This window comes from Campylobacter concisus (assembly GCF_002913745.1).
GTDB classification, from domain to species: Bacteria; Campylobacterota; Campylobacteria; order Campylobacterales; family Campylobacteraceae; genus Campylobacter_A; species Campylobacter_A concisus_R.
The window spans coordinates 39,482-46,183 of the sequence record NZ_PPCG01000033.1 but is presented as its reverse complement, the minus strand read 5'-3'; the positions used below and the strand labels follow the sequence as shown (position 1 = coordinate 46,183).

The window sequence follows — 6,702 nt, the reverse complement described above, 5'->3', positions numbered from 1 at the left end:
ATTTAAGTAATTTTAAGTGATTTAGTATGCTTAGTAGAGAATTAATAGAAAAAAATGTTGATATTGTTTTACAGATGCCAAGCCTTTTTGATAAAGTAGAGCAATGTTTAACTACTGGAGATTTGGTTGCAGCAAGTGCTATTTTGGAAAACACGGCTTCGTTTAGGGTCTATTTTGAATCTGTCTTTAAACGTATTAAGCTTGAAATTTCTTATGATGGCAAAGATATAACAGTAGCAGCAAATATGCTAGGTATCGATCTTTTTAGATCGATCGTGCTTTCTTATTTTATATTTTTAAAATCTCCTAAAACTTACAGGGTATTTAATTTAAAAATTATTGATTTAATCGAGTTTAACTCTAAAATTTTATCTGATTGGATAAGGATAATAAATACTTTTGACGATAAATATCGTAGCTATCTGCCATTCGCTTCTTATTCTTTAGCCTGCTTGATAATTTGCGAAAAAATCTTCTCGATGTATCCATATCCTGTTTCTGATATAGTTTTATATTCTGATGTAAGTTACAATAAAATTTTACAAAAAAGGTATGGCTTTAGCCTTTGGGAGATCATACTAAAAGCGATGAATATGGAGCGAAATTCACTTAGTGAAGATGATCGAAAAATGCTTTACTATTTTAAAATTTTACTTTCTTATGAAGCCAGCAGACCTGAGTTTTATGAGCTTGGCATTGATAAAATTTTAGATGTTAGTGTTCATGCAGATATGCAAAGCATCATATTTATAAAAAAAGCGCTACAAAAATGAAGCTGACATTTAACGGCTCAATAGCCATTGTGAGGCCATTTGGATTTTTAGAAGTAAATATGGCTCCGTTAAAACTAAGCGATGAGCATATTAGTCAAATATCTTCGCGCAATGTTGATACTATATTGCTTTCTTTAAAAAATGTTACTTTTTTTAGCCCTCTTTGGCTTAGCGGAGCTATTGAAAATTTAAGCGAAGAAGCGCAGAAACTTGGTATTACACTTGCTATTTGCGATTACAATGAGATTTTTTACGAGCTAATGATCAAAACTGTAAAAAATATCCTAAACATTTCACTTTTTGAAAGCGAGCTAATTGCTGATTTGTTTCTAAATAAATTTATAAGTGAGATAAATTCTCAAGTGCTTGTTTATAATCCAACTGAGCAGTATAGACACTATCTGGCAGAATATTTAAAAGACCGCACATATGATGTAGTGGAAGCAAAAGATATTAACGAATTTAATAGTAAAAAAAGTTCGTTTACTTGTGTGGTATCGCCACTAACCCATGTTAAACTAAGCCAAAAGCGAATAGATACATTTATAAAAGGCGGGATTGTAATTTACTCTGTACGAGGATTTATCGATTCAGACTTTGTAGAGAATTTTGATCTAGAAATGCATAACATAATGTTAAGAATAGGATATAAATTTTTTATCTTATGGGTAAATATCGCATGTGCTTTAAATATAAGAGGTGCAAATTTTTTAATCAACCTTGCAAATACTGCTCAAAAAAATGGTGCTTTTATATCACTTTGTGGTGTCAATGAAGCAAATTTGTCAAACGAATTGACAACAAATTTGAAGGGCTCAAACATATTAATATATAAAAATTTATATGATTTTTATAAAGATAATTCTGTTTTATATCTTAAAAAGAGAACTTTTGATATAGAGCCAGTAAATATAAGTAAAGCAGCTACACAAATTTCACCTTATGTTATACAATGCGTGAGTAAGACGATTTCGTCTTTGGTTGAACAAGACACTTTGTGCGTAGATACAAAAGCCGGCACCTTTGATATAGAAGACGAGTGCGAATTCTTGCGTGTTTGTGTCCAATTTTATGGCGATATTAATATGAGAATATTGTTTGGAGTAAAAAAACAAAGGCTAGACAAAATTTGTTCTATATTTATGTCAGATAAAGATGATTTAGATGGTTATTTAAGCGGATATTCTCAAATTTTTAGTATCATTACAAATAAAATTTTAGCCCAACTCTGGCAAAAAGAGATAGAAGTAAAAGTTAGCCTACCTAAGTTTCTGACTGATGAAATGTTTTTTGATCGCAGTAGTGTAGGGATTATAACCAGACTAAATGTAAAAGATGGGGAGACGGGCTTTATATTTATAAGCAAATAAGGATTTAAAATGTACGTTGCACCTAGTATTTTGTCGGCTGATTTCGGAAATTTGGCAGCTGAGATAAGAGCCATTTGCGAGGCTGGGTGTGATCTGGTGCATGTTGATGTTATGGATGGGCATTTTGTGCCGAATTTAACCATCGGACCAGTCGTGGTAAATGCTGTTGCAAAGGCTGCTACAAAGCCACTTGATATACATCTAATGGTTGAAAATAACTCATTTTTTGCTGATCTTTTTTTGCCGCTAAAACCAAAATTTCTAACCTTTCACATCGAAGAAGAGAAGCATCCGATGAGACTAATAGATCACATCAGAAAAAACGGCGTTGGCCCTGGTATCGTGCTAAATCCACACACGTCAGTTAGCGCGATCGAGCATATCATAGATGAAGTCGATATGGTGCTATTAATGAGCGTAAATCCTGGCTTTGGCGGTCAGAAATTTATGCCAGTCGTACTTGAGAAAACAAGGGCGCTAAGAGAGCTAATAGAGCGCAAAAACGCCAAGTGTCTCATCGAAGTAGATGGTGGCGTAAATGGACTAAATGCGCCTGATCTTGAAGAGGCCGGGGCTGATGTTTTGGTGGCTGGCAGCTATATCTTTTCATCAAATTCATACGAACAAGCCATTCGCGCCATAAAGCTTGAGTTTTGAAACCAAAAAAACAGCGTTTAGAAAATAGCATTGAAATTTTAGCTAGGCAAAATTTAGGCTATCACGAGTTTATTTTAAAATTTAGCGATATTGAGGAAATTTCATCGCTCATCGACGTGCGTGATCTTGATATGTGGCGAACTCTCGGGCTTGATATCACTAGAAATGAAAGTAACGAGATCGAGCTTGGCACGAGATTTAGAGATATTAGCGAGCAGGAATTTTGCGTCGTAGATATCGAAACGACTGGTGGTACGACAAATGGTCAGATAATAGAAATTGGTGCTATAAAAATGAAAAATGGTGCTGAAATAGGGCGCTTTGAAAGCTTTATAGCAGCTCCTGTGGTACCCGAAAATATCACCGAGCTAACTGGCATAAGAGCGAGCGATCTAGTTGGTGCGCCAAATTTACTAAACGTGCTTGAGCGGTTTAAGATTTTTCTTGGAACTAGCGTCTTTATCGCACACAACGTAAATTTTGACTACGGATTTATCTCACACAGCCTAAATGAGATCGGCCTTGGTATACTGCTAAACAGAAAACTCTGCACCATCGATCTCAGTCGCCGAACCATCGCATCGCAAAAATATGGCCTTGGCTCGCTAAAAGAGCTTCTTGGCATAAACAACACTCACCACAGAGCCCTAAATGACGCAATAGCAGCGGCTAAAATTTTCAAAGTCTGCCTAACTCGCCTACCTTTTAGTATCCAAACTACAGAGGATCTCATAAGCTTTAGTAAAAATGCCCCAAGCGTAAAGCTAAAACCAGAGCCAGTTTTAAAAGCTTTGGAGTAGGGCGGTTTTAAATTTAAGCCACTTGAGTGGAAATTTAGAAATTTGATTTGGCCGAGGACGTTTTAAAAGAAACTATCTATCTTAGCACGGTTTGCAATCATCGTGCTTTAAAAAACGGCGCGATCTATCCGCGCACACGCCGATCTTTACAAAATCCATAAAACAACTTTGCCATTGTGGATAAATTTCTCGTGTTTGCCAGTTTTTGTATGCGCATAGCCAAGCCGTCGCCACCTATGATGCAGTTTTGCTAGGCGGGTTGCTTTTGTGGCAAATTTAGAGCTTGTGTCAATGTGAAAATTTACTTTGGCAAAAACTTTGCAGTAAATTTGGAGTTAAATTTACCCCTGATATTTTAAGCGACGAAGAGCTTTTGGCTAAATTTCAAAGCGTTGTGCCAAATGTTAAGAAAATCCATACATGCTGCTTTGGCGTGTGACAAACAATATAGATGCCTTGCGTGATATCTATATCGATGGCGAAAATTTCTGCGTGGATGCGACGAGCAAGGACGAGCTAGAGAACTATATGCGTGGCTAGCCTATGCAAACTGACTGTTAGCACGAAGTGGTGGCTGAGTTTATTAGGCGTGGCGTGGTAAAAGATGAGCCAGAGCTATTTCATAAATTTGAGATATTTGGGTAGGTTTTTGACTTCTGTAACGTTATAAATTTAAAATTAGGCAAGCATATAGCTTGCCTATACTATAAAAGTTTTTTGATCGCTTCGACTATGAGGTTGCACTTTTTAACAACCGAGTTTATCTCTAGATATTCGTTTTTCGTATGCATGTTGCCGCCAGTTGGACCAAGCCCATCTATCGTAGGACATCCTGCCGATGCGCTGATATTGCCATCACTTAGTCCGCCAGCATCGACCCAAGTGACCTTTGTGCCAGTGGCCTTCGCAGCCTCGTCAAAGACCTTTTTGATATTTGGTAAATTTAGCTCGTCTATCATTGGCCCTTCTTCGTTTATGAGGATGCGCTCACAGCTCACTTCTGGCACTATCGGATGAGATAAAATTTCGTCCATTTTCTTATGTAAAAACTCCACCGAACTAGCGTGGCGATATCTCATCTCAAATGTCACGCTAGCAAAGTCTGGCACGACATTTTGGGCGTGGCCACCTTTTGTCATTATGCTATTAAATGTATGACCTGCCTTAAAATCAGTGAGTTTTGAGAGCTCAACGATGAAATTTGCAGCCTCCACGACAGCCGAACGTCCGCGCTCTGGGTGGTTGCCAGCGTGCGCGCTAACGCCACGGAAATTTAGCACATAAGAGATCACGCCTTTTCTAGTGGCTACCATCGAGCCATCTTCTCTTGCAGGCTCGACAACTAGGGCGTAGCGAGACTTTTTCGCTAGCTCTCTTATTGCGTCTTTGGCGAAATTTGAGCCAGTCTCTTCGTGTGAGTTTAAAAAGAGGCCGATCTTTAGCTTGCTTAAATCAAGCTCTTTGATGACGTAGAGCGAGAGCAGACTGCCGCCTTTATCGTCGATTGCGCCAAGTGCATTTATGCGCTCATCTATCTTGCTAAATGGCACATCAGCCTTTGTACCCACAGGAAAAACGGTGTCCATGTGTCCGATAAATAAAAAGTCGTAGCTTTTTGCCTCAAGATCGTTTGAGATAAAAAGGCAAGGAGCGACCTTGTCGGTGTCAAGCTCTATACTCCTGCTTTTTAATCCTAAAATTTCAGCTCTTTTTTTAAACCAAGCTGCAACTTCATTTACGCCGTTGATGCTCGAAGTTGGGCTTTCGATGTCGGTTAGCTCTTTTAAGTCAGCTAAATATTCATTTATTTCACTATCTTTCATCTTTTATCCTTATACGAGTAAGCTCATCACAAACATCGCTAAATAGGCATTTAGGATGCAAATTCCAAAAAGTACGAGATAGTGTCTGCCTGGTACTTCAAGCACGCCTAAAACTCGTCCCATGTACTGCACAGTCGAGCCAACTAGCGCCATGCCAGGAAGCAAGACAGCGATATCGTTTGCGTTTAGCGTACCATCTCCCACAAGCGCAACCAGCACGCCTGCTGAACCGCCCCAGCTCAAAAATGCAGCCATGAAAACGGCTATCGATTCACCTGGAAGACCAAGTGGGAGCATGATAAATCCTAGAAATTTGCCTATCACGCTAAGTGCGCCAGATACTTTTAAGATATGGATGATGACAAAGGCCATAAGCACGTTTGGGATGGTGTTTTTTACGGCGATGTCCCAGCCTTTTCTAGCGCCCTCTACAAATACGTCGGTTATTAGTTTATTTTCAGTCATCTCTTACTCCTCGTTCTCTTTGACAAATTTTTTGACATAAAGTCTCATCAAATTTGCTCCAAAAACCTTAAATATAAAGACTATGCCAAGCACCATAGCTATGGTAGCAGGGGCTGTGTTGCCAGCTTTGTCGGTAACTAGTAAAACAGGTGCAAATGAAGATAAGAAATTTGTGATCATCGCACCAGCGCTAAACTGAAACGCTGCAAAGATGAGAAGCTCTTTGTGCGTGATGAGGCCATCTTGGCGCAAAAATTTAGCCGTAGAGCTGCCTGCGTCGGTGCTTTGTGTGCTTGCTATCAAAGAGATAGAGCAACATCCTGGTATGCCAATAAGTGGCTTTAAAACAGGCGTTAGCAGTCTTGAAGCTGCGTAAAGCGCATGGTATTTCTCAAAAATAGCGACAAAACCAAGCGCGAGCATGACGGCAGGAGCAAGGCTAAGGGCAAATAAAAAGCCGCCTTTTGCGCTAGTGCCACTTCCTGTTTTAAACCATTCTGGAAATTGACCTGCTAGTTTGCTAAAGTCAAAGATGCCACCATAGGTGTTTTGTAAAAAACCTCCAAAGAAAACGATCGCAATTGCAAGCGTGATCGTACCGATGACGAGTTTTTTAGTATCACTACTCTCTTTCATAAAGCCTCCTTTGATTTGGAATTTGTTTAAATATTATAACGCCTATGCTTATGTAATATTTAAAATATAAAAATACTTACTTGATTGTAACTTTTGTTACCAAATTTACCCATATTAGGTCTTTTGAAGTAATCGAAATAATAAAATTTATTATTAAAATTTGTAATTTTTAGTAGAA

Annotated in this window: 8 protein-coding genes and 1 pseudogene; 6 read left to right on the top strand and 3 right to left on the bottom strand. The window is 38.5% G+C overall.

Annotated elements, in window-relative coordinates; genetic code table 11:
- Positions 1 to 26 precede the first annotated feature (26 nt).
- The 6 genes and pseudogenes from CYO90_RS04630 to CYO90_RS10655 form a co-directional block, all read left to right on the top strand.
- Positions 27 to 773, top strand: a complete 747-nt coding sequence (locus CYO90_RS04630; protein WP_103578633.1) for a hypothetical protein — start codon at positions 27 to 29, stop codon at positions 771 to 773.
- Positions 770 to 2,143, top strand: a complete 1,374-nt coding sequence (locus tag CYO90_RS04625; RefSeq protein WP_103578632.1) for a prephenate dehydrogenase — start codon at positions 770 to 772, stop codon at positions 2,141 to 2,143. The genes CYO90_RS04630 and CYO90_RS04625 overlap by 4 nt, the downstream gene beginning before the upstream one ends.
- Positions 2,144 to 2,152: 9 nt before the next feature.
- Complete coding sequence (rpe, locus tag CYO90_RS04620; RefSeq protein WP_103578631.1) at positions 2,153 to 2,800, top strand: ribulose-phosphate 3-epimerase; 648 nt, start codon at positions 2,153 to 2,155, stop codon at positions 2,798 to 2,800.
- Positions 2,797 to 3,600: a 3'-5' exonuclease gene (locus CYO90_RS04615; protein ID WP_103578630.1), complete on the top strand. Its 804-nt coding sequence runs from the start codon at positions 2,797 to 2,799 to the stop codon at positions 3,598 to 3,600. Before rpe ends, CYO90_RS04615 begins: the two co-directional genes overlap by 4 nt.
- Positions 3,601 to 3,883: 283 nt before the next feature.
- Entirely contained in the window at positions 3,884 to 4,039 is a 156-nt protein-coding gene (locus CYO90_RS10775) for a 3-octaprenyl-4-hydroxybenzoate carboxy-lyase (protein WP_103578629.1), read from the top strand.
- Positions 4,009 to 4,245: pseudogene (locus CYO90_RS10655) on the top strand (menaquinone biosynthesis decarboxylase); the annotation flags it as partial. The gene CYO90_RS10775 and the pseudogene CYO90_RS10655, both read left to right, overlap by 31 nt.
- Positions 4,246 to 4,304: 59 nt before the next feature.
- Here the strand turns inward: CYO90_RS10655 and CYO90_RS04600 are convergent.
- Genes CYO90_RS04600 through CYO90_RS04590 form a run of 3 tightly spaced genes read right to left on the bottom strand, consistent with a single transcriptional unit; the run spans position 4,305 to position 6,524 of the window.
- Positions 4,305 to 5,423 carry a M20/M25/M40 family metallo-hydrolase gene (locus CYO90_RS04600; protein WP_103578628.1) on the bottom strand — a complete coding sequence of 373 codons (1,119 nt, stop codon included), beginning with the start codon at positions 5,421 to 5,423 and terminating at the stop codon, positions 4,305 to 4,307.
- A 9-nt stretch (positions 5,424 to 5,432) separates the two neighbouring features.
- Positions 5,433 to 5,888 carry a YjiG family protein gene (locus tag CYO90_RS04595; protein ID WP_002942766.1) on the bottom strand — a complete coding sequence of 152 codons (456 nt, stop codon included), beginning with the start codon at positions 5,886 to 5,888 and terminating at the stop codon, positions 5,433 to 5,435.
- Between the two features lie 3 nt (positions 5,889 to 5,891).
- Positions 5,892 to 6,524, bottom strand: a complete 633-nt coding sequence (locus CYO90_RS04590; RefSeq protein WP_103578627.1) for a nucleoside recognition domain-containing protein — start codon at positions 6,522 to 6,524, stop codon at positions 5,892 to 5,894.
- Between the last annotated feature and the right edge of the window lie 178 nt (positions 6,525 to 6,702).

Coding starts and splice junctions, on each gene's coding strand:
- CYO90_RS04630 (WP_103578633.1), top strand. CDS start 27: ATGCTTAGTAGAGAATTAATAGAAAAAAATGTTGATATTGTTTTACAG.
- CYO90_RS04625 (WP_103578632.1), top strand. CDS start 770: ATGAAGCTGACATTTAACGGCTCAATAGCCATTGTGAGGCCATTTGGA.
- rpe (WP_103578631.1), top strand. CDS start 2,153: ATGTACGTTGCACCTAGTATTTTGTCGGCTGATTTCGGAAATTTGGCA.
- CYO90_RS04600 (WP_103578628.1), bottom strand. CDS start 5,423: ATGAAAGATAGTGAAATAAATGAATATTTAGCTGACTTAAAAGAGCTA.
- CYO90_RS04595 (WP_002942766.1), bottom strand. CDS start 5,888: ATGACTGAAAATAAACTAATAACCGACGTATTTGTAGAGGGCGCTAGA.
- CYO90_RS04590 (WP_103578627.1), bottom strand. CDS start 6,524: ATGAAAGAGAGTAGTGATACTAAAAAACTCGTCATCGGTACGATCACG.